The following is a 20,938-nucleotide window of genomic DNA, read 5'->3' on the forward strand; positions in this document are numbered from 1 at the left end:
CTCAGACGACTCCGGCGCCACGCACGAGATCAATGAAACGGGTGAAGACCTCGGCGTGGCGGTCGACATCGGCCTCGGTCGTCGCCGGACACATCAGGAACATGGTGTGGAAGGGCGTCACCAATATGCCCTCGTTCATGTAGAAGGCGTGCAGCAGCGTCTCGAGATCGCCGCGCCGGCCGGCGATGACGTCGGCGCCGTTCCGCGGCGGATCGGGCATGAACATGATCTCGGCGCGGGCGCCGATCTGCGTCACATGCCACGGCAACTTATTGGCGTTTATGATGCCACGTGCCATCTCCGCCAGCCGCGAGGCTCTGCCGATCATGATTTCGAAGTTGGCGGGCGTGAGCACCTCTTCCAGCACAGCGCGCATCGTGGCTACGGTGAGTGCGTTGCCGGCCAGCGTGCCGCCGATGCCGAGATGCCCCGACTGGCGCACGCGCGGATTGACCATCGGCACGATGGCCCACAACCGCTCGGCGATCGCCTGCGAGACGCCGAAGATGCCGGCCGGAATGCCGCCGGCGATGGCCTTCCCGGCGACCAGAATGTCCGGCTCCAGCCCATGCTCGGACGAATAACCGCCGGGTCCGCTGGAGATCGTATGCGTCTCGTCAATGATCAAGACCGTGCCGGTGCGGCGGGTGATCTCGCGAAGGGCTGCATGAAAGCCATCGGCGACCGGGATCATGCCGAAATTGGTCATCAGCGGCTCCGTCAGCACACAGGCGATGTCGCCGGCCGAGAGTGCCGTTTCGAGCGCAGCGACATCGTTGAACTCGACCACCCTCGATACGGCCGAATGGTCGACCCCGTTGGGATGGATCATGTTGCGCAGGCCGACACGGCCGTCGCGGATCTCGACATGCGCTTCCTCGACGCCGCCGTGATAGCAGCCGGAAAAGACCAGCACCTTGTCGCGGCCGGTGATCATGCGGGCGATGCGGATGGCGCCGCGATTGGCGTCGGTGGCCGAGGTGGTCAGCGTCCAGTAGGGCAGTCCGAAGCGACGATGCAGCTCAGTGCCAACCCACAGGCTGTCCTGCGTCGGCAGCATCATCGTTGTGCCGTTCTGCAACTGGCGGAGCGCGGCGCGCGTCACCGCCTCCGGCGCGTGGCCGCACATGCCGCCAGTGTCGCCAAGGGCGAAGTCGACATAGTCGTGACCGTCGATGTCTCCTATATGGGCGCCGCTGGCCGACGCGGCATAAACCGGGAAGCCGCCGGCCCAGCGCCGCATCCAGTGCGAGGGTCCGCCATAGAGGAAACGCTGCTTGCCCTCTTCCCAGGCCGCCGCTGAGCGCGGATGCGTGTCACTGAAGCGCGCCTGCTCGCGGTCAAGCAGCTCACCAATGGTCGTTGAATGCGAATCGCTTCTGCTGGCAGCCATCACAGCGCTTAACTCTCCCTGCCGCGCGATTATTTTGGGGCGCGCGCGTTCCAATCTGGTTCACTATTTGAACCAGCATTTTGTATGTTATAGACTGCAAGGTCGGTCGGCTGCTGTCAAGTTAATTCACATGCGAAGTATCTCGGAGAATCGATAATGAGCACAGTCGGCAAGGCGGTTTCGTTGCTCGAGCTGTTCACGCTCGGCGAACCGGAGATCGGCCTCTCCGACCTCGCCCGCAAGGCCGGTCTCGACAAAGCCACCGTAAGGCGCCTGCTGGTAGCGCTTTCCAACCACCGGCTGATCGAGCAGGAGCCGAAGAGTCGCCGCTACCGGCTGGGCGCCGGCCTGTCGCGGCTGGCCCGCATTCGCGACGCACATTTCCCCTTCGTCCGCGTCGCGGCGCCTGTGGCGCGAGAGCTTTCGCTCGAAACCGGCGAGACCGTGCATCTGTCGGAATTCAGCGCCGGGGCGCTGCTGACCGTCCATGTTGAGCTTTCCACCAAGGCCAACCGCGTCAATGTCGATGTTGGCCAGGTGCTGCCGCTGCACGGCACAGCGTCCGGCGTCGCCTTCCTGGCCGCTTCAAGCCCGGATGTGGTCGGCGCCTATTTCAAAAAGCCGCTGCAGGTGTTCACCCGGCATACGGTGACGCGGCCGGACAAGGTTGTGGAGGCGATACGGCTTGCCGCCACGCGCGGTTACTCTCGCAGCGCACAGGGCTATGAGGAAGTCGTGCACAGCATCGCCGCGGCGATCCTCGGCGCTGACGGCCAGCCGATCGGCACCTTGGCGGTGGCTTCACCCGTCTCACGCGTCGACGACGCGACCGCAGCCACACAGGGCAGGGCAGCAATCAAGGCAGCACGGTTGATCACGGCGCGTCTCACCGGCGAACCTTAGCCTTGCATCTCCGCGACGGATGCATCGGGCATGCCCTTGCGCCATAATCTCGCAAAATCGGGCGGAACGAGCGGCTGCCCTCCGCCCGGATATCCGCAGAGCGAAGACGCTCGCGCAATGCCGCGAGCGGCTCATATAGCCGGCGGTCAGATTTCTGCTGCCCAAAGATCAGTTTCCGATCGGTTCGACCGGCTGGTCGGAACACGCTCAGGGCGTTGGACGGACTTTCTCGAAAGAGGAACTCGGGGCGACTTCGCTGTACACGGTGGCGAGACGACGCCCGCGAGCAGACATCAGCCGTTGCGGAAGAGGTTTCGAGGCCGCTGCCTGCCGTTCTGAGAAAGCATCTCGACGAACCGTGCAACCTTGGGCGGGCGGAACCGGCCGGCCGGATACACGGCGTGGATGCCGCCGGTAGGCAGCGTCCAGGCAGGCAGAATCGGCACCAGCCGGCCAGCCGCCACATGATCGCCGACAAGAAAATCGGGAAGGATCGACATACCGGCGCCCGCTAGGGTTGCCTCCAGCACGGCCGGGGTGCTGTTGATCGTCATGCCGGGCTTCATGCGGACTGTCCGCAGTTCATGATCCCCCCGGGTAAACCGCCACACCAGCGGCTCCTTCAGCGCGACATTCGCGACAAAGGGGAGGCCGGACAGTTCCTCGGGCTCGCTCGGGGACAAGTCTCCGGCTATGTCGGGCGCGGCGACCAGAAATTGCCGGAATGAGCTGATCCGGCGCGCCTGCAGGCTGGAGTCGGTAAGCCAACCTACGCGAATCGAAAGGTCGATCTGGTTGGCGACCAGATCCATCCTGGCGTCCGAGAGGATGAGATCGACCCGGCATGCCGGATAGATTCGACAGAACTCGGCTGCCAGTGGCGCGACGGTGATCGCGCCGTAATCGTTGGACGCGGTGATCCGCAGTACGCCCAACGGCTGAGCATTGGTCTGGGCAAGTTCGGCGAAGGCCTCTTCTGCCTCGCTCAGGATCATCACGCATCGCGCGTGAAGCTGCCGGCCTGCCTCGGTCGGCTCGACCCTGCGCGTCGTGCGCAGCAGCAGGCTTGTCTTCAATTCCGCTTCAAGCCGCGCAACCTGTTGGCTGACGACTGTCTTGTTGACGCCTAGCCGATCGGCCGCGCGAGTGAACGAGCCCATGTCCACCACGGCCGCGAAGTACGCCAGTCTGTTGAGGTTGATCGCTTCCATGCTCGCCTGCTCCGATTGTGCGCTTATACCTCACATTGAATCCAATTCATCGATATTTATCGTCCAATCGAAACGGTCCATCCTTCTGTGCGTCGGGCAACCGGGTCCGCGCAGGAGGAAAAGCAGAGTGACGATCGAGGCTTTTCCCGCAATGGGCCACGTCTACGAGGCTCGCTTCGGCGACCTCGCCTTCCATCTGCAGTTCGATGCCGAGGCACCTTCATGCGCTTGCCTCCGGAGGCGGCCAAGTTCGCCAAGGCGGAGGCCGTCCGCGACCGGGCGCTGGAAGTTCGGCCAAGGGTGTTCATGGTCTGGACCGAGGTTGCCGGGACGACCGTGGGTCCATGTCGGGGACTGCGAGAACGGTATCGTCCACACCACGATCACTCGGCCCTATCTGAGCTTCCTGAATTTATCCGGCGGCTGGACCCGGCCGACTCGATCTCAATATCGCGCGCACCCCGATTTCTTCAGCGCCATCCAATCCGAGAGGACACCCACATGCTTACGAGGAGACAAGTCATGAAAACCACATTTGCCATCAGCGCCGCTGCCGTCTTCGCCCCTGCCGATATCGGCCGTGCGGCTGGAACCGGACTTGCCTGGAAGCATTTCCCGGCCGGCCCAAACGGTTTTTTCCGCGCCCCCGTCCTGCTTTCCGGCGCCACCGAGGCGCTGCTGATCGACGGCGGCTTCACCTATCCGGACGGCCGCGCGCTGGCCGAAGAGATCAAGGCCAGCGGCAAGAAACTGACCACGATCTATGTCAGCCAGTCGGACCCGGACTACTATTTCGGCCTGAAGCCGGTGCGTGAGGCATTCCCCGAGGCCAAGGTCGTCGCCGCCTCGGACACGGTTGCCGCGATCAAGGCGTCGGTCAAGAAGAAGCTCGATGTATGGGGACCCCAACTGAAGGAGAACGGTCCGCAGACGCTGGCCGACATCGTCCTGCCCGATGCGTTTGACGGTCCGTCACTGACTGTGGATGGTGAGACGGTGGAGTTCGTCGCCGCCGAGGGCCTCGCTAATCGCCGCTATCTCTGGGCGCCCTCGCTGAACGCGGTGTTTGGCGGCGTCCTGGTCTTCGCCGGCGTTCATGTTTGGACCGCCGACACCCCGACCAGGGAATCACGCGCGGTCTGGATTGCCAATCTCGACAAGATCGCAGCGCGCAAACCGACCGTCGTCGTGCCGGGGCACATGACGCCTGAGTCGCCGGTCGACATCTCCGCTGTCGAATACACCAAGACCTATCTTCTGGCCTTCGAGCAGGAACTCGCCAAGGCCGCGGACGCCGCGGCGCTGAAGAGCGCGATGGAGGCCCGCTTCCCAGGCCTCGGCATGGGCGTCGCCCTCGACATCGGCTCGAAGGTCGCGAAGGGCGAGATGAAGTGGGGCTGAGATGAGCGCCAATTCGATCTGATCCGGAGGACCTATGAAGGGTCCTCTCCGAGGAGAACGGCGGCGATCTGCTCGCCGTGCTCGCGCGTCCGAAGTCGAATAGACCGAGGCGGAACGCCTTCCCTGTGCCGGCATGGACGCCCTGATGAATGTGTCTTCCAGTGCTTGGCCACCGAGCGGACCGGCTATCGCGCCGACGTCCACGGCTATCTCGCCGACGGCGACCGGGTACCGGCCTTTGAAACGGCTCGACCGCAAGATCGGGCCTTTCCGCACGGCAGCGGCATGGGGCCCTTCAGTAACGCGGACACCAGGATGCCGGCCGACTTCGTCCGGCGCGGCGTGAAGCACCTCCGCCGTTGCGGCAAAGATGCTTATCATGTTAAGGATGACGTGGCGCTGCCGCTGCGTCACAATCCCGCGACAAGACGGGAACAACGAGAATGTGGAGGAGACTATGATCGCCCACCACGTGAGCGTCGCCGACGGCGAGGCTTTCCTATCTGCGTCGCGGATGCTGTTCGGCCCGATCACCCAGCGTTTCTCACGCGGCGAGGCGCCGTCGCTGCCGAAGCTCGTTTCCGTGCATCTCGGCTCCTGCCGGCTTTCCGAGATCAAGGCCAAGTCGCATCTGGTCGTCAGCGACCGTACCTTCTGGCGCAGCTTCGATCCCGACGCGATCAAGATCCTGATGCAGCTCAGCGGTCACAGCCGCTTCGAGCAGCAGGAGGTCGCGGTCGATCTCGGCCCACGCGCTGCGATCATCTATGATCCAATGCGCAGCTATTCGCTGCAAAACCTGTCGGATGTTGACCAGCTCATCCTGCAGGTGCCGCGCTCGACCTTCGGCGACGGGACGCTGGCGCGGCTCTCGGCGCCGGTGCCGTTGCCCGGCAACGACGACAGCCTCACCCATATCGTTTCCGGTCTGATGCAGATGGCGATCGGCACCGCTCACAAGCTCGACGAGGCCGGCTGCCGCCGTGTCGGAGAAAGCTTGATACAACTCGTCAACGGACTGATCCAGGCAAAGCCGACGGCGCCGGACTTCCGCCGCTCGCCGCTGGAAGCGCTGCGCGAACGCATCGTCGCCTATATCGACGCCAACCTGGCGCGCTCAAACCTGTCGGCCGAGGACATAGCCCGCCACATGGGCTGCTCCCGCCGCTATCTGCACCGCGCCTTCGAAGGCGAAGGCACCACACTGGAGCGGTTCGTGTGGGATAGGCGGCTGGAGCGCAGCAAGGAGGAGCTGCTGTCGCCCGCCCGCGCCTCAGCCTCCATCTCGGAAATCGCGTTTGCCTGCGGGTTCAATTCGAGCGCACATTTTTCGCGGGCGTTCAGAAGCAAGTATGACGTGGCGCCGAGAGATTTGCGGGAGCGAGTGCGTATGGTGGTGCATTAGGAAGGTGCTGTTAGCCGTACCTTTATCGGATACAGCAAATTGTTTTGCGCCCGTATGAGGCACATTGTATCCTCACCTTCCATAATTTTTCGAGGGCTCTCACTCCCGACTTGCAGCGCTGACGCTTCAACAGGGCTCTACCCAGACCTCAAGCCGTCCGCGCCCTGCCCGCAAAACTCCGCATCAGCCCCTTCGGCAAGAACAGCATCGCCAAGATGATGGTCAGCCCCGAAATCACCGGGTGGTAATCCGGCACCACTATGCGCGCCAGGTCGAACACCGCGTACATGACGAAGGCGCCGAGGATCGGGCCGAGCAGGGTGCCGGTGCCGCCGACCACCGTCATCATCAGCGGCAAAAGCATCCAGTCGAGGTCGAAGACGGAGTCCGGGCCGACATGGAAGATGTAGTAGGTATAGAGGCTGCCGGCGACGCCGGCGATGAAGGCGCTGCCAGCAAAGGCGGCGACCTTGACCCTCAGCGTGTCGATACCGTTGGCCGAAGCCGCCATCTCGTCATCGCGCACGGCGATCAGCGCCAGGCCGTAGCGCGAGCGCATCAGCAAGCGGATGGCAAGCGCCGTGCCCACCATCAGGCCGAGCCCGACCAGATAGTGCGGCAAGAGCGTATCGAAGGTGCCGGCGGGCGCCACGACGCCGAATGCGCCGCCGGTGAAATCACCACCATTGATGAACATCACCTTGATGATCTCGCCGAAGCCGAGCGTGCCGAGCGCGAAATAGTCGCCGCGCAGCTTTGACAGCAGCGGCAGGCCGATGATGATGGCGGCGACGGCCGCGACCAGCCCGCCCAGCATCATCGTCACCGGGTCGAAATAGTAGATCCGCGGATAGGCGTCATAGAACGTGCCCCAGAGATAATTGCCGCTCCACAGAATGGCGGTGGTGTAGGCGCCGAGCCCGAAGAAGGCATGGTTGCCGAGGCTGATCTGGCCGCCGAAGCCGGCAACGAGGTTCCAGCCTTGCGCCATAGTGGCGTAGATGAAAACGAAGAACAGGAACGAGAAGGCATAAGAATCGATCGCGCCGGGCAGGAGCGGCACCAGCGCGAGGGCAGCGACCACGGCAATTGCGATCCCAATCCAGAATTGTTCCGGCAAGGCTTTCATCATCATGACGCTCAAGCCTTCTTGTAGGGCCGGCTGAACAGGCCTTCCGGCTTGAACATCAGCACCGCCAGGAACACGCCGTAGGCGATGGCGTTGGTCCAGCCGCCCGAGATGAAATACTGCACATAGGCTTCGATCAGGCCGAGGATGATGCCGCCGGCAAGTGCGCCCGCGACATTGCCGATCCCGCCCAGCGCCAGCGCCACCAGCGCCTTGAGGCTGAAGATGAAGCCGGCGAACGGGTTGAACGGGAAAGTCGTCGCCACCGCGACGCCGGCCGCTCCGGCGAGTCCGATGCCGATCGCGAAGGCGACGGCGTTGACGCGGTGCGGGCTGATGCCCATCAGCGTCGCCGCCTCCATGTCCTCGGAGGCCGCGCGCACCGCCTTACCAACCAATGTCTTGCGCAGGAATAGCACCACCAGGCCGGTACCGGCGAGCGCAATCACGAAGCCCATCGAGCGGGTGAAGGAGGTGCGCACGCCCAAAATCTCGATGCCGCTCGCCGTGTAGGAGGTGACGATGGCCGCGGTGTTGCCGCCCCAGATAACCGTCATCAGGTTCTGGATCAGGAACATCAGACCGACCGCGATCAAGAGTGAGATGTTGCGGTCCTCCGCTGCCGCCGCGCGGCGAAACAGGCCTTGGTAGACCAGCCAGCCGACGACGAGCCCGACGGGCACGACGATCAGCAGCGACGCGAAAGGGTCGATGCCGACGCCGTAGAACAGCGCCCGTACGAAATAGGCGGACAGGATGATCATCGCGCCCTGCGCCAGAAAGATCAGCCGCATGGTGCCGAAGATGAGGCTGAGGCCCACCGCCGCAACGCCGTACATGGCGCCGCCCAGCGCGCCGTTGAGCGACAGCTGCAGCAGGATTTCCGGAGGCGGAATGTTCTGCATCATTGCACCTCCAAGACGCCCATATAGGCCTTCTGGATTTCGGGATCGGCGATGAGCTCGGCACCAGTGCCTTGCATGGCAAGCTCGCCGGTTTTCAGCACGAAGGCATAGTCGGCGACCTTCAGTGCCTGATGGATGTTCTGCTCGACCAGGAGGATGGTGACGCCCTGCTTGTGCAAGGTCTCGATCAGCGCGAACATCTGCTGCACCACGATCGGGCTGAGCCCCAGCGACGGCTCATCGAGGATGAGCAGCGACGGGTCCGACATGGTGGCGCGCGCGATCGCCAGCATCTGCTGCTCGCCGCCGGAGAGCGAACCGGCCTTCTGCCCTGCCCGCTCCTTTAGCCGCGGAAACAGCGTGTAGGCTTTCTCCAGCGACTGCTTGAAGCGCTTCCGCACCTTGGGTTGGAAGGCGCCGAGCTCGAGGTTTTCCAGCACGGTCATCTGCCGGAACAGGCCGCGCCCTTCCGGTACATGCGCGATGCCCATCGCCGCGATCTCCTCCGGCGCCTTGCCGGCCAGCGGCGCGCCGGAGAGGAAGATCTCGCCGCGCTTCGGCTTCAGCAGACCGGAGATGGTCTTCAGCAGCGTCGTCTTGCCCGCGCCGTTGGCGCCGACAATGGCGACGATGCTGCCGGCGTCGACGTGGATCGACACGCCCCACAGCGCTCCGACGTCGCCATAGGCGACTTCCAGATTGGTGACGTCAAGCAGCCGGTTCGCCAAGATAGGCCTCTATCACTTTGCGGTTGGCGACGATCTCGCGCGGCGTGCCGTCGGCGATCTTCTCGCCATGGTCCAGCACGATCACCCGGCTGCATACCTTCATGATGGCATCGACCTTGTGCTCTACCCACAGGATCGAGACCCCCTTGTCTGTGCGCACGCGGCGGATGACATCGACCGTGCGCTGGATCTCGGTCGGGTTCAGCCCCGCCATCGGTTCGTCCAGCAACAGCAGCCCCGGGCTGGAGGCAACGGCTCGCGCGATCTCCAGCAGCCGCCGGTCGGACAACGTCATATGCGCGGTGCGGACATCGCGCTTGGCGGTCAACCCGACCAGTTCAAGTGCCTCCTCGGCGGCTGCCGTCGCATGCTTGACGCGGCCGCCCGAGCCATAGACGGCACCTACCATGATGTTCTCGAAGGCCGTCATGGTCAGGAACGTGCGCACCAGCTGGAAGGTGCGGGCAATGCCGAGCCGGCAGATGCGATGCGGGGCCGTGCCGGTGATGTCCTCGCCACGGAAGCGGATACGGCCCTGGGTTGGGGTGTAGAGCGCGGTAATTACGTTGAACAGTGTCGACTTGCCGGCGCCGTTGGGACCGATCAGCCCGATCAGCTCATTGGCTCCGACGGCGATGTCGATGTTGTTGAGCACGACAAGCCCGCCGAACCGCTTCTGGATCGCCTCGAGGCGAAGCAAGGTTTCGTCAGGCTGCATCGTGTGTTTCCGTTTCTCGAGGGGAAGCTATCCGCGCAATCTATCGAGGTCAGCGCCGCCCTCATCGCCCTGCCGGCCTTCTCCCCGAGTAGGACGGGGAGAAGGGCAGGCGGCAACGTCGGAGCCCGTGCCCTCGCCGCTCAGCGCTTGTCCCAGGCCGGCGCCGGCTTGTAGGTCCAGTTGCCATTCGGGAAGATCAGCTGGTGCTTGCCTTGCCACCATTGCGTGGCAACGCTGGGGATCAGCGCAAAGCCGGTCTGGTCGAATTTGAGATCGCCGACGACGGTGTCCTTGAATTCCTGGTTGAAGACCGCGTCATGCAGCGCGGCGGCATCGGTGGTTCCCGCCTTTTCGATCGCCTGCGCCAGCACCTGCGCATTAGCGTAGAAGGCGCCGACTGTGACGGAGTCCTTCTTGAATTCGGCCTCGTAGCGATCGCCGAGTTCCTTGGCGCCGCGATAGGGATAGCTCGACGACCAGAAACCGTCGGTCATGATGTAGTCCGAATCCGCTCCGAGCGCTTCGTGGAACTCGCCCGTCCAGGTGCCCTTCCAGCCATGCAGATAAGGCACGGAGAAGCCGAGCTCCTTCATCTGGCGCAGCAGCGTCACCGTGTCGGCCGGCGAGCCGAACACCAGCATGGCGTCGACATTGGCGGCCTTGAGCTTGGTGATCAGCGCCGAATAGTCGGTGGCCCCGATCGCCCAGGGATCGTCGACCGCGAAAGTGTAGCCATATTTCTTGGCCGCCGCCTCGAAGGCGCCGCCAAAGCCCTTGCCGTCGGGCGAATCCTCGGTGACAAGTGCCGGGTTCTTCGGCTTCTCATTGGCCGGCAGCTTGTTCCAGATCTCGAATGGCACCTCGGCGCCCGGCCCCGGGTGGAAGAAGAAGAGGGCCGAGTATTTGAGCTTCAACGGCTGCCACTCGAACGGGAACGCCGTCGTGATCATGTAGAACTTCTTGTATTTCTCGGCGACGATGGCACCGGCGATGTTCATCGGCCCGGAATGGGTCGATAGCAGCGCGTCGACCTTCTGCACCTTGATGAGGTTTTCCAGCGCCGAGGCGACCTTGCCTTCCGAGCTTTCGTCGTCGGCGACGACGAGGCGCACCGGCAGCTTCTTGCCGGCCGACTTGAGCATGATGCCGCCGGCCTTGTTGATGTCGGCCACCGCTTGCTCATAGGCCCATTTCTGCTCCTTGCCGTCGCCGGCCAGCGGCCCGGTCAAGGAGATCGGAGCGCCGATGACGATCTCGTCGCCGGCGGCATTCGCGACTCCTGTGCCGCCGGCCGCAAGTGCGGTCGACAGCACCAGGCCCGCCAGCATTGCCTTCAGATTGTTTCCCATTGCATCCTCCCAGGTTGTTTCATCGGCCGGACGCATCGGCGCCCGCCCGCATGCCTCAGACCGTCGCTGCCGCGACCAGCCTGGTATCGGTGAACTGCTCGAAACTCACGGCTTTACCGTCGTCCATCTCCCAGACATGGACGACGCGCGCCGACATTTGCTTGCCGGTCTTCCTGTAGGTGCCCGAATAGGTGCCGATGCCGACGATGGTGGCGCCGCCGTCGACCAGTCTTTCGAGCTTCAGCGTGTAGCCGTCCCACTCCTCGCCGATGCGCTTGAAGACCCCCGCTATGATGGCGTCGGGGCCGACATAGGTGCCGGCATAGGGGAAGCCCGCCATTTCGGTCCAGGCGGTGCGGCTGGTGATTGGCGCCATCATCGCAGATAGGTCCTTGGCATCGGAACCGGCGTAATGGGCCTTGATCGCTTCGTAGTTCTTGTTCATCGCGTTCTCCCGCGCGGTCAGACCGGCGCCTTGCCTTCGTCGTAGACGGTTCTGGATTTCTTCTCGATGTGAGCGCCGGCCGGCTTGTTCTCGACCTTGCCCAGGCTGGTCACGCCGAGGAATTTCCCGGTCGAGCGCATGACGTCCCAATTGTAGAAGAACAGCGAGGCGACCGGGATGATGAACTCGCGGAAGCCGAACACATATTGGTTGTCGGCAAACTTCCAGGTGGTCGCCAGGTCGACGTCGCCATGGCCACGCTGGATGCCGACGAGGTTCTGCCAGGCATAGCGCTCGGAGCTTAGATAGATGTGCTCGTAGACGTGGTTGGGGCTGTATGTGTAGTGCGCGGTGAGCCCGATCAGGTCCCGGGTCGGCGCCGGCTTGATACCGGTCGGCGCGTTGCTGGGATCCCCGAGCACGCCGGCCGACCAGGTCTGCGCGACGCGCGGCTCGCCGGGCGCTTCGCCTGCTTCACGCACCCGTTCGCGCACCGACAGCACCCGGCGCGTGCTTGTGTTGACGATGTAGGCCTCATCCTCGGTCGGCCGGGCGGCGAAAGTCATGTTGATGAAGAACACGTTGGCGGCGACTTCGAGCGCCTCGTACCAGTCCGCGCCGGCCTCGCTGCCCTCGCTCCACGCCACCGTGTCGGGCGACGTGAAGGCAAGGTCGATTGTGCGCCCCGTGTCGAGCGTGATCTTGAAGGTCTGGCCGCGCAACGCTGATGTCGTCGCCAGCCGGTTGGTGGCGATGCCGGCGGCGAAATCGTCGAAATGCTTCCAGTCCGCCGGCCTGTTCTGGTCGTTCATCGCACTCCCCCAATCAATCGACAAAAGCTAATGTCGGCAGGTCGACGACGGTGGCGCCGCCATCGACGGTCAGGATCGAACCGTTCATCATGGCCGCCTCGCTCGAAGCGACGAAGCAGACGACGTTGGAAACCTCTTCCGGTGTCGCCGGCCGGCCGAGCGGGACGTCCCTGGTCACCAGCCGGTAGGCATCGTCGATCGAGCCAAGTCCGTGCTTCTCGACGATCACCGCCATCTGTTCGTCGGCCATGTCGGTCGAGACCCAACCCGGGCAGATGATGTTGGTGCGCACGCCCTTGCGGCCATAGTCGCGCGCCAGCGATTTGCCGAAGCCGATGCAGGCATGCTTCATGGTGACGTAGCCGGCGGCGTCCGGGCCGGCAAACAGGCCGGCGATCGAGGCAACGACGACGATGTTGCCCTTCCGCGCGATCAGGTCCGGCAGGCATTCGCGGGCGCAGACGAAAGCGGTGTCGAGATTGGTGCGCGTCGCCAGGCTCCAGGTTTCGTCGCTCATCGAAATCGTCGGGCCGACACCATGGCCGCCGGCATTGGCGACGAGGATGTCGACAGGTCCGATTTTTTCATGCACTTCGGCAAGCGCCGCACGCACCGCCTTCGGATCGGCGGCATCGCCCTGCACCACCAGACCGCCAATATCCTTGGTCACAGCTTCCAGCGGCTCGCGCCGCCGGCCCATCAGGACCACCTTGGCGCCGTCGGCCGCCATGCGCCTGGCCACCGCCGCGCCGATCCCGGTGCCGCCGCCGGTAATGAAAGCCGTCTTTCCCGAAAATCGCATTGTTCCATCCCGATTGGTAAGCGCGCCGGCTATGTGCCGATCTTCGCTGGGAATAATGCGGCACGGGCCAATCTGCGTCTTGTCCGAGCGAGAACTTTGTTTTGACTGAGTGCGCACTTTGCGCCCTGTCCGATGAAGTGCCGCGCGACCTTGCGCGCGGCACTCGCTCGCCGGATTACTTTTTCACCGCTTCCAAATCCATGACGATGTCGACATCCGGGCCAAGGCCGAAGCCGGCCGCGGCCTTGGCCATCGGGAAGTCGGCCGTACTGACCTTGCCTGTGGCGCTGAACGCCGCCTTGGTCAGCGTCGCATCCCACGGCGCCGGCGCCTCGTTGATCAGCGTCACGTCGAGGGTGATCTCTTTGGACACACCGCTGATGGTGAGATTGCCGGTGACCTTGCCGGTCTTGTCGCTGACCTTCTCTACCTTGGTGCTTTCGAAGGAGATCGCCGGGAATTCGGCGGCGTTGAAGAAGTCGGGGCCTTTCAAATCGCTGTCGCGCTGGTCATAGGCGGTGTGCACCGAGCCGACATCGATCTCGGCCTTGACGCTGCTTTTCGATGGATCGGCCTTGTCCATCACGATGGCGCCCTTCACCGCATCGAACTGGCCATGCGCGATGCCGTAGATGCCGTGTTTTATGGTGAAGGTGATCCAGGCGTGCTGGCCGTCGATCTCGTAAGTGTCGGCATGTGCTGCCGATGCGAATGCGCACACCGAGGCAAAGGCCAACGCGGCCGTCAGTTTTCTCATCGTCACGTAACTCTCCCCATTGTTGGTTGTCGTTCTTTGGCTCAGGAAAAGCCGAGGGCGGCTCCATGCGGCGCCCATAGGATCGCCGTCAGGATGGCCAATATCGCCGGTGTGGCGATCAGCAGACCGGCAATCGGCGGCCGCAACGGCCGGACGCCGGGAACAAGGCCCCGCAGCGGACCGGGCATCAGCATGGCCACGATCAGCGGCAAGGATGAAAGCACCAGCGCGACCGGATTAGCCTTCGGCGCCAGCAGCGCGACCTGGATCTGCACGGTGGCTGCGGCGTAGATAAGCAGCAGTTCAGTGCCCTTGCTCCAGGCAACGGCGGAGCCTCCGCGCAGCACTGTGATGTACTGGACAAGACACCAGCCGCCGGCGAGCGCGGCAAGCGATCCCAGCAATTGCCCGGTGACGATCGAGGCGCCAAGCACCGAGATGATGGCGCCGGCCAGGCAAAAAGCGAGCATCGCCGCCGGCACCAGGAACGGCGCTTCGGCGGACGACGATGGCGAGGACCGCGCCGACAGCAGCATCGCGGCGCCGACGATCGCCAACAGGCCGGCGATGAGGGCGGCGACCATCTGCAGGTCGAGTGAACCGCCGGCCAGGCGGCGCCAGCCAAGCCACAGCAAGGCTACCGCAAGCGCGGCGGCGACAAGCTTGCCCGCAACGGCAGCGCTCAACAGGCGTTCGGGCAACAGGCCCACGACGATGCCGCCAGAGGCGAGATAGATCAGCTTCTGGCTGGCGGCGACCGGCGGCACCACAGGCGGCCCGAGCGTGTCCCAATAGAAGAACAAAATCAAAGCGGCCCACAGCAGAGAAAGCACTGATCCCGGCAGTGCGACCCTTGCCAACAGCGCCATCACCGTGCCGAGCGCGAGTGGCAGCGCAGCAGTGGTGACCATCGGATTGCCCAGCAACGCACTCAATCGTCGACACCTCTTTGACAACCGGGAAGCCTGCGCAAAACACGCTGCTCGATGCGACTTTGGTCTAGGCCAGTCGACTGCGGGGCGTCTTGTCCAAGCGGGAACTTTGTTTTGACTGAGCGTGCACTGGCACCATCAGCCGCTTGAAGCCAGCCGACACGCTCCATAACCCTGATGCAACGTGTTCACCAGCAATCGAGGAGGATGGCGTGAACGAGAGAACCGTGCCGCCGATCAGCACTGCTGCCGCCGCTTTCCTGGCGCGTCCGCACCGGCCCTTCATCAATGGACGCTTTGTTGACGGCTTGGCGGGAAATGGCCTCGCTGTCGATGATTCCGCCTCCGGCGAGATCGTCGCGCATGTGCCCGAGAGCGGTCCCGAACTGGTCGACCAGGCGGTGCGTGCTGCGCGTGCAGCCCTTGAAGGCCCGTGGGCCTCAATGCGGCCGGTCGACCGCCAGAACCTGATGCTGAAGCTCGCCGACGCCATCGAGGCCGATGCCGATCTCTTGGCCGAGATCGAAAGCATCGAGAACGGCAAGTCGCTAGGTGTCGCCCGCATGCTTAGCGCCGGCGGCAGCGTCGACTGGCTGCGCTATTATGCCGGGTGGGCGACCAAGATCGAGGGCTCGACCTTCCAGGTGTCCATTCCGGTGCCGCCTGGCGCCAGGCATCAAGCGATGACCATAATGGAACCGGTCGGCGTCGTCGGCGCCATCGTGCCGTGGAATTTCCCGTTGCTGATCGGCATGTGGAAGATCGCGCCGGCGCTCGCCTGCGGCTGCACCGTGGTGTTGAAGCCGCCGCAGGAGACGCCGCTCGGCCTGCTCAGGCTCGCAGAACTGATCAAGGCGTCAGGCTTCCCGCCCGGCGTCATCAACATCGTGACCGGCAGCGGCAGCGTCACCGGCGAGGCGCTGATCCGTCATCCCGGCATCGACAAATTGACCTTCACCGGTTCGACGGAAGTGGGAAAGCGCGTCGGCCACGCGGCCGTCGACCGCGTCGCCCGCTTCACGCTGGAGCTCGGGTCGAAATCGCCGATGATCCTGCTTGCCGACATGGAAGAAGGTATTGAGCCCCTGGTCGCCGGGCTCGGCATGTTTTTCAACCAGGGCCAGGTCTGCACCTCGGCCTCGCGGCTGCTGATCGAAAAGTCTATCTATGACCGCACGCTGGCGCGGCTGGCCGAGATCGCCGATGGCATGACACTGGGCGCCGGCCGCGATGCCGAAGCCCAGATCAACCCACTGGTCTCGGCCAAGCATCGAAGGAGCGTCGAGGGCTTTGTCGAGCGCAGCCTGGCGGCCGGCGGCGAACGCGTCAGCGGCGCGCGGTCGGTACCGGCCAGGGGCCATTATGTCGCGCCGACCATCCTGCACAATATCAGGCCCGACATGGAGATCGCGCGTGAGGAGGTGTTCGGTCCGGTGGTAGCGGCGATGCCGGTCGCCGATCTCGACGAGGCGATCCATATCGCCAACGACACGCGCTATGGCCTGTCGGCCTCGATCTGGACCCGCGACATGGGCAAGGCGATGACCGCCGTCCACGGCCTCAAGGCCGGCACGGTGTGGGTCAATTCGCATAACACGCTGGACCCTGCGGCACCCTTCGGCGGCTTCAAGCAGTCCGGCATCGGCCGCGAACACGGCCGCGCGGCGATCGACGGCTATCTCGAGACCAAGACCGTCATCATGCGCTACGCCTGACGCCATGAACGCTGCGTACGACTACATCATCGCCGGCGCCGGCTCGGCCGGCTGCACGCTGGCCAACCGCTTGGTCAATACCGGCAAGCGCGTGTTGATCGTCGAAGCCGGGCCGGCCGACAATTCGCGCTTCATCGACATGCCCGCCACCTTCGCCAAGGTGATCGGCACGGCGCGCAGCTGGATCTACGAATCCGATCCCGAACCCAGCGTCGGCGGCCGCCGGCTACCGGTGCCGCAGGGCCGCACGCTGGGCGGCGGGTCGTCGATCAATGCCATGCTCTATGTCAGGGGCCAGCCGCAGGACTATGATGACTGGCGCGACCTTGGCTGTCCCGGCTGGGGCTGGGACGAGGTGCTGCCGGTGTTCAGGCGGCTGGAGCGCAACGAGCGGCTGGCCGGCGATCGCCACGGCACCACCGGACCGCTGCCCGTCTCCGATCCCCGCCATCGCCATCCGCTGTCTCTGGCCTATGTCAGGGCCGCGCAACAGGCCGGCTATCCCTTCAATGACGACTTCAACGGGGACAGGCAGGAAGGCGTCGGCTTTTACCAGACGACGACCGCGAATGGCGAAAGACAATCGGCGGCAAAGGTGTTCCTGAAGCCGTTGGCAGGCAATGCCAACCTCACCGTCGTCACCGATGCGCTTGTCACCGGCGTGACATTGGAAAACGGTGCGGCAAGCGGCCTCGCCTACACCACATCGGACGGACAGACCCATACAGCGACGGCGGAAGCCGAAGTGATCCTCACATCAGGCGCGCTGGCGACGCCGAAGCTGATGATGCTGTCGGGACTGGGGCCAGCCGAACATCTGACCGCGCTGGGCATTCCCGTCATCCGCGACATGCCCGCGGTCGGCCGCGACCTGCAGGATCACGTCGCGGCTCCCGTCTATGCGCTGACGCGCCAGCCGATCTCGCTGCTTGGTGAGGACCGTGGCCTGCGGGCGCTGCGCCACGGCCTGCAGTACCTCATGTTCCGCACCGGCCTGCTCACCTCGAATGTGGTCGAGAGCGGCGGCTTCTTCGACGCCGATGGCGATGGCCGTCCCGATATCCAGTTCCACGTCCTGCCGGTGATGATCGAGAGCGCCGAACACGGCTCGATCGAGCGGCACGGCATGGAGATCAATCCTTGTGTGCTCAGGCCGAAGTCGCGCGGCACGGTCAGGCTGCGCTCGCGCGATGCGGCCGATCCGATCCGCTTCACCACCGGCTTCCTGTCCGATCCGGACGATCTCGCCTTGCTGCTGGCCGGCATGAAGATCGCCCGCACCATCCTGCGCCAGCCGGCGCTGCAGGCCATGGTGGCGGAGGAGCTTTCGCCGGGCGCGGCCGCGGATCTTCCTGACCAGGCGATCGTCGGCCACATCCTCGAACACGCCAAGACGGTCTACCACCCATCGGGAACCTGCCGGATGGGCAATGACGACAGTGCCGTGGTCGATCCGCGGTTGCGCGTCCGCGGCGTGCCGCGCCTGCGGATCTGCGATGCCTCGGTCATGCCCAGGCTCATCAGTGGCAACACCAACGCGCCGGTGATCATGATCGCCGACCGCTGTGCCGATTTCATCCTCGGCAGCGCTTAGCGAGAAACGGTCAGCCGAGAGAAATCCAGGCCGTTTTGAGATCGGTGTATTTGTCCAGCGCATGCATCGACTTGTCGCGACCGAAGCCGGACTGCTTGACGCCGCCGAGCGGCACGGTGATGTCGGCGCCGCCATAGGTGTTGACGTGGACGACGCCGGCATTGATGTTGCGCACCATACGATGCGCCGTGGAGAGGTTGGCGGTCCACACCGCCGAGGCAAGGCCATAGACCGTCGAATTGGCAAGCCGCACCGCCTCTTCCTCGGTCTCGAAGCGCATCACGCCGAGCACCGGCCCAAACACCTCCTCGCGGGCGAGTTGCATCTCTTGCGTCACGTTCTCGAAGATCGTCGGCGCCATGTAGCTGCCGCCGGTTTCGGCCAGGATCCGTCCGCCGCCGGTGACCAGACGGGCGCCTTCAGCTGTCGCCCGTTCGACGAAGCCGAGATTCTTGTCCAGCTGCTCGGCGCTTGATACCGCACCGACGTCGCTCGTCAGATTGAGCGGATCGCCGACCTTCAGCCGCGTGGTCGCTGCGAGGAGCTCGTCCATGAAGCGGTCGTAGACCGACGCCTGGACGAGCAGGCGCGAGCCGGCAACGCAGACCTGGCCGGAATTGCGAAAAATGCCGTTGGCCGAGACGATTGCGGCCTGTTTCAGGTCCGGGGCGTCGGCAAAGACGATGTTGGGCGACTTGCCGCCGAGTTCGAGGAAGACGCGCTTCAGATTGGAACGCGCCGCATACTCAAGCAGATGCCGGCCGACCGGCCCCGAGCCGGTGAAGGCTATGGCGTTGACATCCATGTGCAGGCCGAGCGCCTCGCCGGCAACCGCGCCACGGCCGGTAACGACGTTAAACACACCGGCGGGAAGCCCGGCTTCGGCAGCGAGCTCAGCCAGCCGCAGAAGCGTCAGCGAAGCGACCTCGGGCGGCTTGACGACGATGGAATTGCCGGCAGCCAGCGCCGGCGCGATCTTCCAGGCGCCGATCATCAATGGGAAATTCCAGGGTACGATGACGCCGACAACGCCGAGCGGCTCCTTGTGGATCAGCCCGAGCACATTCTCGGCCGTCGGCGCGATCTCGCCATAGACCTTGTCGATAGCCTCCGCGTAGTAGCGGATGGTGCCCGCGGCCGATAACGGCTCGGCCTTGTAGGCCATGCCGATCTCGGTGCCGTTGTCGCGGACGCCAAGCACCGCCAGTTCATCGACATGCTTTTCGACCAGCTCGGCTAACTTCGTCAGAATCTTCTTGCGGAAGGCGGGGGCGGCGCGCGACCACGAGCCCTTCTCAAACGCCTTGCGCGCCGACGCCACGGCGCGATCGACATCGACGGCGTTGCCGTCGGCGATGCTGGCGAACGGGCGGCCATCGATCGGCGAGATCACGGGCAGCGTGGCGCCACTTGCACCTGCGGTCTGCGCACCATCGATGAAGAGGTTTCGCACACCGACCTCGGCCTTGCGCAGCATATCGATGGTGTTCTGGTTGATCATTGGGTACCGGCTCCGAAGGCGACATGCAGGGTGGTTGGCGCGCGAAATTCCCAGCCCCGGAACACCGGTTCCTTGCCTGGCACCAGCCGCAGATCCGGAAACCGTTCCAGCAGAAGCCTTACCGCGAGGCACATCTGCTCGCGCGCAAAAAACCGACCCGAACAGAAGTGATGGCCAAAGCCGAAGGCAGCGTGGTTGCCTTCATCACGAAGGATGTCGAAACGGTCGGGATCGGAGAACCGGATTTCGTCGCGGCTGGCCGAGGAGACGAGCGCGGCGACTGGCGCGCCCGCCGGGATGGTCACGCCGCCGAGCTCGACCGCGCGCGTCGTCTGGCGCGTCTGCGTGCCGATCGGCGCGACCCATCGCAAACCCTCGTCGACCGCCTTCGGCACCAAGGTTTCCAGATCGTCCAGCACCTGCCGCATCTGCTCGGGATGCGAAAGCAGGCCGGCAAGTATGGAGCCGGCGCCATGGCCGGGCTCCTGCATGCCACCGAGCAGGATGACCTTGATGCTCGGCATCACGAAGTCGATGGCGCGGGTCGCACCCTGCGGCATGCCGTCATGCAGTATGTGCGACAGGGCGGAGTCGTCAGGCGCGTGGACAAGCCTCTCCAGCGTCGGCAGGATGGCGGCGCCAACCTCGGCGCTGATCGCATCGGCGATTTCCTGGCGCTTCGGATCGTTCTCGAAATTGATGGCGCCCTGGGCAAGGCCATAGAACCAGCGCCGCAAGGTCGGCATGTCGATGTCGGCCAGCCCGAGCGAGCGCGCCAGGCTGAGCGTCGACACCGGCTCGAAATACTCGGCCATCAGTTCCGCCGCACCCTGCTCGGCGATCCGGTCGAGATAGGGTCCGGCGATCGAGCGCACGAGATCCCCGGCATAGGAAGCGACGGTGCGCGGCCGGTATTTCGGGTCGACGCCCTGGCGCAGATCCTTGTGGACGTCTCCGTCGGTGGTCAGGATGGTCGGCTTGCCGAAGGAGCGTTCGACCGGGGATGTCCCGACAACCGCGGAGAAGATGTCGGGCGACTTCGCGACCGTTTCGACATCCTTCCAGCGGGTGACGAACCAGAGGTTGACCGCCGGCACGAAAGCGACCGGCGCGTTGCGCCTCAGTTCAGCATAGATCGGATACGGATCGGCTTCCAGCGCCTCAACGGTGATGCTCTCGGCAAAGCTCAACGCCGCTACTCCCCTAGGGTGAAGAAGGGGGCGGCGTCATGCGCCGCC

General features: G+C 64.4%; 19 protein-coding genes. 5 read left to right on the plus strand and 14 right to left on the minus strand.

Features of this window, described 5'->3' with window-relative positions; translation table 11 throughout:
- Position 1: 1 nt before the first annotated feature.
- On the minus strand, positions 2 to 1,393 hold the full coding sequence (locus NKH33_RS02955; RefSeq protein WP_352817940.1) for a transaminase: 1,392 nt from the start codon (positions 1,391 to 1,393) through the stop codon (positions 2 to 4).
- Between the two features lie 156 nt (positions 1,394 to 1,549).
- On the opposite strand from NKH33_RS02955, the gene NKH33_RS02960 reads away from it, so the two are divergent.
- On the plus strand, positions 1,550 to 2,296 hold the full coding sequence (locus NKH33_RS02960; RefSeq protein WP_352918149.1) for an IclR family transcriptional regulator: 747 nt from the start codon (positions 1,550 to 1,552) through the stop codon (positions 2,294 to 2,296).
- Between the two features lie 293 nt (positions 2,297 to 2,589).
- Here the strand turns inward: NKH33_RS02960 and NKH33_RS02965 are convergent, their stop codons facing one another.
- A complete protein-coding gene (locus tag NKH33_RS02965) occupies positions 2,590 to 3,507 on the minus strand; it encodes a LysR family transcriptional regulator (protein ID WP_352817948.1) in 918 nt (305 codons plus the stop codon).
- A gap of 501 nt (positions 3,508 to 4,008) precedes the next feature.
- Between NKH33_RS02965 and NKH33_RS02970 the strand changes: the two genes are divergently transcribed.
- Positions 4,009 to 4,908 carry an MBL fold metallo-hydrolase gene (locus NKH33_RS02970; protein ID WP_352539269.1) on the plus strand — a complete coding sequence of 300 codons (900 nt, stop codon included), beginning with the start codon at positions 4,009 to 4,011 and terminating at the stop codon, positions 4,906 to 4,908.
- A 457-nt stretch (positions 4,909 to 5,365) separates the two neighbouring features.
- Complete coding sequence (locus tag NKH33_RS02975) at positions 5,366 to 6,313, plus strand: helix-turn-helix domain-containing protein (protein WP_352767497.1); 948 nt, start codon at positions 5,366 to 5,368, stop codon at positions 6,311 to 6,313.
- Positions 6,314 to 6,461: 148 nt separating this feature from the next.
- Here the strand turns inward: NKH33_RS02975 and NKH33_RS02980 are convergent, their stop codons facing one another.
- The 10 genes from NKH33_RS02980 to NKH33_RS03025 all read right to left on the minus strand — a co-directional run bounded on the left by NKH33_RS02980 (position 6,462) and on the right by NKH33_RS03025 (position 14,893).
- Positions 6,462 to 7,448 carry a branched-chain amino acid ABC transporter permease gene (locus NKH33_RS02980; protein WP_352469659.1) on the minus strand — a complete coding sequence of 329 codons (987 nt, stop codon included), beginning with the start codon at positions 7,446 to 7,448 and terminating at the stop codon, positions 6,462 to 6,464.
- 5 nt (positions 7,449 to 7,453) lie between these two features.
- Positions 7,454 to 8,350: a branched-chain amino acid ABC transporter permease gene (locus NKH33_RS02985; protein ID WP_352469658.1), complete on the minus strand. Its 897-nt coding sequence runs from the start codon at positions 8,348 to 8,350 to the stop codon at positions 7,454 to 7,456.
- The gene (locus NKH33_RS02990) at positions 8,347 to 9,075 is read right to left on the minus strand and encodes an ABC transporter ATP-binding protein (protein ID WP_502893727.1); all 729 of its coding nucleotides are present in this window, start codon (positions 9,073 to 9,075) and stop codon (positions 8,347 to 8,349) included. Before NKH33_RS02990 ends, NKH33_RS02985 begins: the two co-directional genes overlap by 4 nt.
- The gene (locus NKH33_RS02995) at positions 9,056 to 9,793 is read right to left on the minus strand and encodes an ABC transporter ATP-binding protein (RefSeq protein ID WP_027027454.1); all 738 of its coding nucleotides are present in this window, start codon (positions 9,791 to 9,793) and stop codon (positions 9,056 to 9,058) included. Before NKH33_RS02995 ends, NKH33_RS02990 begins: the two co-directional genes overlap by 20 nt.
- A gap of 140 nt (positions 9,794 to 9,933) precedes the next feature.
- Positions 9,934 to 11,142 carry an amino acid ABC transporter substrate-binding protein gene (locus NKH33_RS03000; protein WP_352539272.1) on the minus strand — a complete coding sequence of 403 codons (1,209 nt, stop codon included), beginning with the start codon at positions 11,140 to 11,142 and terminating at the stop codon, positions 9,934 to 9,936.
- Between the two features lie 55 nt (positions 11,143 to 11,197).
- Complete coding sequence (locus tag NKH33_RS03005) at positions 11,198 to 11,587, minus strand: nuclear transport factor 2 family protein (RefSeq protein ID WP_352469655.1); 390 nt, start codon at positions 11,585 to 11,587, stop codon at positions 11,198 to 11,200.
- Positions 11,588 to 11,604: 17 nt separating this feature from the next.
- Positions 11,605 to 12,399, minus strand: coding sequence for a MoaF C-terminal domain-containing protein (locus tag NKH33_RS03010; RefSeq protein WP_352469654.1), 795 nt, complete (start codon positions 12,397 to 12,399; stop codon positions 11,605 to 11,607).
- 13 nt (positions 12,400 to 12,412) lie between these two features.
- The gene (locus NKH33_RS03015; RefSeq protein WP_352469653.1) at positions 12,413 to 13,201 is read right to left on the minus strand and encodes an SDR family NAD(P)-dependent oxidoreductase; all 789 of its coding nucleotides are present in this window, start codon (positions 13,199 to 13,201) and stop codon (positions 12,413 to 12,415) included.
- A gap of 175 nt (positions 13,202 to 13,376) precedes the next feature.
- Entirely contained in the window at positions 13,377 to 13,958 is a 582-nt protein-coding gene (locus NKH33_RS03020; RefSeq protein WP_352539477.1) for a YceI family protein, read from the minus strand.
- A 41-nt stretch (positions 13,959 to 13,999) separates the two neighbouring features.
- Complete coding sequence (locus tag NKH33_RS03025) at positions 14,000 to 14,893, minus strand: hypothetical protein (protein WP_352469651.1); 894 nt, start codon at positions 14,891 to 14,893, stop codon at positions 14,000 to 14,002.
- Between the two features lie 209 nt (positions 14,894 to 15,102).
- On the opposite strand from NKH33_RS03025, the gene NKH33_RS03030 reads away from it, so the two are divergent.
- Together NKH33_RS03030 and NKH33_RS03035 are read left to right on the plus strand one after the other, a co-directional pair.
- The gene (locus NKH33_RS03030; RefSeq protein WP_352817953.1) at positions 15,103 to 16,605 is read left to right on the plus strand and encodes an aldehyde dehydrogenase family protein; all 1,503 of its coding nucleotides are present in this window, start codon (positions 15,103 to 15,105) and stop codon (positions 16,603 to 16,605) included.
- Positions 16,606 to 16,609: 4 nt separating this feature from the next.
- The gene (locus NKH33_RS03035) at positions 16,610 to 18,199 is read left to right on the plus strand and encodes a GMC family oxidoreductase (RefSeq protein ID WP_352767508.1); all 1,590 of its coding nucleotides are present in this window, start codon (positions 16,610 to 16,612) and stop codon (positions 18,197 to 18,199) included.
- A 10-nt stretch (positions 18,200 to 18,209) separates the two neighbouring features.
- Here NKH33_RS03035 and NKH33_RS03040 read toward each other — a convergent pair whose 3' ends face one another.
- Both NKH33_RS03040 and NKH33_RS03045 read right to left on the minus strand, forming a co-directional pair.
- The gene (locus NKH33_RS03040) at positions 18,210 to 19,700 is read right to left on the minus strand and encodes an aldehyde dehydrogenase (protein ID WP_352817956.1); all 1,491 of its coding nucleotides are present in this window, start codon (positions 19,698 to 19,700) and stop codon (positions 18,210 to 18,212) included.
- The gene (locus tag NKH33_RS03045; protein ID WP_352469647.1) at positions 19,697 to 20,890 is read right to left on the minus strand and encodes a cytochrome P450; all 1,194 of its coding nucleotides are present in this window, start codon (positions 20,888 to 20,890) and stop codon (positions 19,697 to 19,699) included. Before NKH33_RS03045 ends, NKH33_RS03040 begins: the two co-directional genes overlap by 4 nt.
- Positions 20,891 to 20,938: the final 48 nt, after the last annotated feature.

This window comes from Mesorhizobium sp. M1182 (assembly GCF_040318335.1).
Taxonomy (GTDB): Bacteria; Pseudomonadota; Alphaproteobacteria; order Rhizobiales; family Rhizobiaceae; genus Mesorhizobium.

What these genes read in the sequence shown, in the direction of transcription:
- NKH33_RS02955 (WP_352817940.1), bottom strand. Translation starts at nt 1,393, where the DNA reads ATGGCTGCCAGCAGAAGCGATTCGCATTCAACGACCATTGGTGAGCTG.
- NKH33_RS02960 (WP_352918149.1), top strand. Translation starts at nt 1,550, where the DNA reads ATGAGCACAGTCGGCAAGGCGGTTTCGTTGCTCGAGCTGTTCACGCTC.
- NKH33_RS02965 (WP_352817948.1), bottom strand. Translation starts at nt 3,507, where the DNA reads ATGGAAGCGATCAACCTCAACAGACTGGCGTACTTCGCGGCCGTGGTG.
- NKH33_RS02970 (WP_352539269.1), top strand. Translation starts at nt 4,009, where the DNA reads ATGCTTACGAGGAGACAAGTCATGAAAACCACATTTGCCATCAGCGCC.
- NKH33_RS02975 (WP_352767497.1), top strand. Translation starts at nt 5,366, where the DNA reads ATGATCGCCCACCACGTGAGCGTCGCCGACGGCGAGGCTTTCCTATCT.
- NKH33_RS02980 (WP_352469659.1), bottom strand. Translation starts at nt 7,448, where the DNA reads ATGATGATGAAAGCCTTGCCGGAACAATTCTGGATTGGGATCGCAATT.
- NKH33_RS02985 (WP_352469658.1), bottom strand. Translation starts at nt 8,350, where the DNA reads ATGATGCAGAACATTCCGCCTCCGGAAATCCTGCTGCAGCTGTCGCTC.
- NKH33_RS02995 (WP_027027454.1), bottom strand. Translation starts at nt 9,793, where the DNA reads ATGCAGCCTGACGAAACCTTGCTTCGCCTCGAGGCGATCCAGAAGCGG.
- NKH33_RS03000 (WP_352539272.1), bottom strand. Translation starts at nt 11,142, where the DNA reads ATGGGAAACAATCTGAAGGCAATGCTGGCGGGCCTGGTGCTGTCGACC.
- NKH33_RS03005 (WP_352469655.1), bottom strand. Translation starts at nt 11,587, where the DNA reads ATGAACAAGAACTACGAAGCGATCAAGGCCCATTACGCCGGTTCCGAT.
- NKH33_RS03010 (WP_352469654.1), bottom strand. Translation starts at nt 12,399, where the DNA reads ATGAACGACCAGAACAGGCCGGCGGACTGGAAGCATTTCGACGATTTC.
- NKH33_RS03015 (WP_352469653.1), bottom strand. Translation starts at nt 13,201, where the DNA reads ATGCGATTTTCGGGAAAGACGGCTTTCATTACCGGCGGCGGCACCGGG.
- NKH33_RS03020 (WP_352539477.1), bottom strand. Translation starts at nt 13,958, where the DNA reads ATGAGAAAACTGACGGCCGCGTTGGCCTTTGCCTCGGTGTGCGCATTC.
- NKH33_RS03035 (WP_352767508.1), top strand. Translation starts at nt 16,610, where the DNA reads ATGAACGCTGCGTACGACTACATCATCGCCGGCGCCGGCTCGGCCGGC.
- NKH33_RS03040 (WP_352817956.1), bottom strand. Translation starts at nt 19,700, where the DNA reads ATGATCAACCAGAACACCATCGATATGCTGCGCAAGGCCGAGGTCGGT.